The sequence below is a fragment of the Actinomycetospora sp. genome, from assembly GCF_055612215.1.
The window spans coordinates 1-2822 of record NZ_JBVPVA010000465.1 but is presented as its reverse complement, the minus strand read 5'-3'; the positions used below and the strand labels follow the sequence as shown (position 1 = coordinate 2822).

Annotated in this window: 2 protein-coding genes; both read right to left on the bottom strand. The window is 73.6% G+C overall.

What is annotated here, in order from left to right:
- Positions 1-74 precede the first annotated feature (74 nt).
- Positions 75-1289, bottom strand: coding sequence for an acyltransferase family protein (locus AC0CYZ_RS12975; RefSeq protein ID WP_472215902.1), 1215 nt, complete (start codon positions 1287-1289; stop codon positions 75-77).
- 43 nt (positions 1290-1332) lie between these two features.
- Positions 1333-2822 (bottom strand): ArnT family glycosyltransferase (locus tag AC0CYZ_RS12970; protein ID WP_472215900.1); only part of this gene is annotated, 1490 nt, incomplete at its 5' end.

Genomic DNA, 2822 nt, shown 5'->3' with positions numbered 1-2822 from the left:
TTCAGCCTAAAAGCGCGTCGAGGGTGACGTCGATAGGCACGCTCTGCGCAGTCCGATAACGATCAGGGCGACCGTCATCCGCGGGTCGAGCCGCTCGCGACGGCACGGTCGGTCCGCTCGTCGAGCGATCCGGCCGGGGCCTTCGCGGGGCGGCGCACGATCCGCCGCATCCAGCGCTGCGCCGGGCTCTCGACCAGGTGGTAGGCGAGCCAGGCGAGCACGAACGCACCGAGCAGCAGCAGGAGCGTCCCGACGATCCCCCACGCGCCCGGGAAGGTGCGCGGACCGATGACGAGCGACCCGGCGAGGATCCAGGGCACGTGCACGAGGAAGAGCGCGACGCTGTACTCGCCGCCGATCACGGTCCAGCGGTGGGCGAGGAACGCGTCGACCGCCCCGCGCTCCTGGGCGAGCGCGAGCACGACGAGACCGGCGACCGGCAGCGAGAGCATGCTCGGCCGGCCGAGCAGCGCGAGCACGACGATCGTCGCGAGGGTGAGCACGACGAGCGGGCCGGTCACCCGACCGAGCCAGGCCGGGATGCGGGACCCGACGTGGGTGAGCTGGCAGAGCGCGCACCCCGCGAGGAAGGCCCCGAACGCCCGGGGCAGCGGGGTCTCGTAGGTGATCGAGGCGTCGTCGAAACCCAGGAACGAGTACGACACGAGCGGGATCGCGCAGGCCGCGAGGTACCCCACGACGCACGCCCAGGCGCTGCGCAGCCGGAGCACCAGCGGCAGCAGCACCGGCAGGACCAGGTAGCAGGCCCACTCCGCGGACAGCGACCAGACCGGCCCGTTCCAGGTGAGCGCGTGCGCCCCGCCCCACCCGGAGGTCAGGGTGATCTGGCGGACGAGGTCCCACCCCAGGTTGCCGCCGTGCGGGATCTCGTGGCCCACGGCCCGGGAGCCGAGCACCGCCGCGACCATGACGGCGAGCACGGCGAGGTGGATCGGGTAGAAGCGCGAGAGCCGCGCCCAGAGGAACCTCCCGAACGCGCCCCACCCCGGCCACCGGGCGAAGACGCGGCGGTAGCCGGAACTGATCACGAATCCGGACAGCACGAAGAAGAGGTCGAGCGCGACGTAGCCGTGGTGCCAGACCGCGGTCCAGACCGGCCTCGTCGGCGGCATCATCGCGCTCGCGAACGGCGCGAGGTGCACGGCGACGACGACCAGCGCGAGGATCCCGCGGATCCCCACGAGGCTCGCGATGAGCCCGCCCGCGGGCTTCACGGGCGCGCCCCGGGACGGGCCGGACGTCGCGCTCGGCGTCGGTGTCGAGGTCACGGTGACCCTCCTGTTCTCGCGGGTGTCCCGGGGGCGTCGGGGGTCACGCGGGTCCGGTCAGCGGCAGCGAGCGGTCGGCCGGCGCGACCGGCGCCGCCCCCCGCCGGGGCGCGTCGAGGTCGTAGACGAGCAGGTCACCGGTCGTGCGCCCGTGCGCGGCGAGCACGACGGGGTAGTCCCGGGCCAGTTCGGCGTCGAGCTCCGTCGAGGAGTTCGCGAGGCCCAGGGCCGAGAGCTGCGTGGAGACGATCGCGTAGCGGCACGCGTTGCGTCGGGCCGCGTCGAGCGAGGTCAGCTCGTGCACGCCGAAGCCGGGCATGACGAACTGCGCGGTCTGCTCGCCCAGGCAGATCTGGGCGGCGTGGTCGATGCGGGCGTACACCTGCGGGATGACCTGCGCGTAGGTGTCGTCGCGCGTCGAGTGCACCTGCCACCAGGCACCGAGCGACCCGGCGAGCAGCGCGACGACGGCGGCGCCCGCGACCAGCCGCCACGGGAGCGCCCACCGGCCGGCCTGGGTGACCAGCAGGCCCACGACGACGGTGGAGGGCACCGCGAGCAGGTAGAACGTCTGCTCCTCGACCTCGCCGAGCGCGCCGGTGTAGAGGATCGCGGCGAGCACCCCCGCGAGCCAGCAGGTGAGCAGCGACAGGGTCGCCTCGGCCGGGTCGGCGGAGACCAGCGGGCTGCCGGCCCGGCGGCCGTGGGCCCCGCCCGGCGGCGTGGCGTGCGCACCGCCGCGGCCGGGACGCGGGCCGTGCAGCGTGCGCCACCCGATGGCGAGCAGGTAGACCGCGGCTCCGGTGGCCACCCCGATCAGGGCGTACGAGGAGGCGAAGACCGACAGGTTGGCCAGGATGCGGCTCGTGAAGCTCGGGGCGTCGTGCGAGCTGAACCCGGTCTCCTTGATCAGGCCGAGCGCGCGGAACGTCCCGGCGAGGGTCTGGTCGAACCAGTACCCGATGTCACCGCGCAGCAGGACCGTCAGCACGTAGACGCCGTAGACGCCGAGCTGGAGCGCGAGCACGCCCGCCGCCTCGCGACGCCGCAGCCCCCAGGCGGTGACGATCATGATCATGAGTGGGACGGCGGTGATCAGCCCGGAGGTGCTCTTCGTGGTCACGGCGAGCCCGAAGAGCAGCCCGCCGGCCACCAGGTACCCGCGCCGCGCCCGCGGGGTCCCGCGCTCCACGGCCACGAGCAGGCACAGCACGCCCGCGAGGACGCAGAGCATCATCGGAGCCTCGAGCATCACGCGGCTGTCGAAGCGCACGACGAACGCGTCGAGGGCGTAGACGAGGCCGGCGAGCAGCGCGGCCCACCGGCCGACCACCCGGCGGGTGACGGCGACGACGAGGAGCGTGTTGAGGAACGCGAAGACCAGCAGGAGCGGGCGCAGGGCCAGCACCGCGCCGACGGTCATGTGGTCGCTGGGGTGGACGACGCCGAGCGAGAACACCAGGAACGCCAGCGGCGGGTGGAGGTAGAACGGCTCGTCGAAGAGCATCGCGCCGCGTCCGGCCGCGAACGAGT